This is a genomic window from Aeromonas sp. V90_14 (genome assembly GCF_029967615.1).
GTDB classification, from domain to species: Bacteria; Pseudomonadota; Gammaproteobacteria; order Enterobacterales; family Aeromonadaceae; genus Aeromonas; species Aeromonas hydrophila.
The window spans coordinates 1-547 of the sequence record NZ_JASCAS010000027.1; the positions used below are offsets into that span (position 1 = coordinate 1).

The window sequence follows — 547 nt, forward strand, 5'->3', positions numbered from 1 at the left end:
ACCATGTACGCTTAGTCACTTAACCATACAACCCCAAGAAGTGTCGGTGAAACCGACGCAGCTTGTTGCTGTACAACAAGGACCAAATAAAATTTGGTTTTCGCCAAGAAGTTTCCAAAGCACTTGTAACAAATGTTTGAGAACTACTTTTTAAATCAGCTTTCCAGATTGTTAAAGAGCATGTTTGCAACGGTCAGTGACCGAAGAAAACAGAGTTAAGAATTTCGTTCTTAACTCTGCATTCTTGTTAGCAAGAAGAGAAGTGGCGTCCCCTAGGGGATTCGAACCCCTGTTACCGCCGTGAAAGGGCGGTGTCCTAGGCCTCTAGACGAAGGGGACCCGGATTTGTCTTTGCGCTTGCGCGCAGGTAACCGGGTAGCTGCTTTCGCTGCTATTCACATCCCGACACCCAACAAAAGGGCTTCTCTCGTTTGGCGTTAGCCAAACAAGCACTGACACGCCAAGGCGCATCAGGTCTTTGCTCTAACTACTTTGAATCAAGGCAATCTGTGTGAACACTCAACAACTTCGTCATCATTAAGGTAAG

At 46.4% G+C, this 547-nt stretch carries 1 tRNA gene; it reads right to left on the reverse strand.

Annotation, left to right across the window (positions count from 1 at the left end):
• Positions 1 to 263 precede the first annotated feature (263 nt).
• Positions 264 to 339 (reverse strand) — tRNA-Glu (locus QLG02_RS10325).
• Positions 340 to 547: the final 208 nt, after the last annotated feature.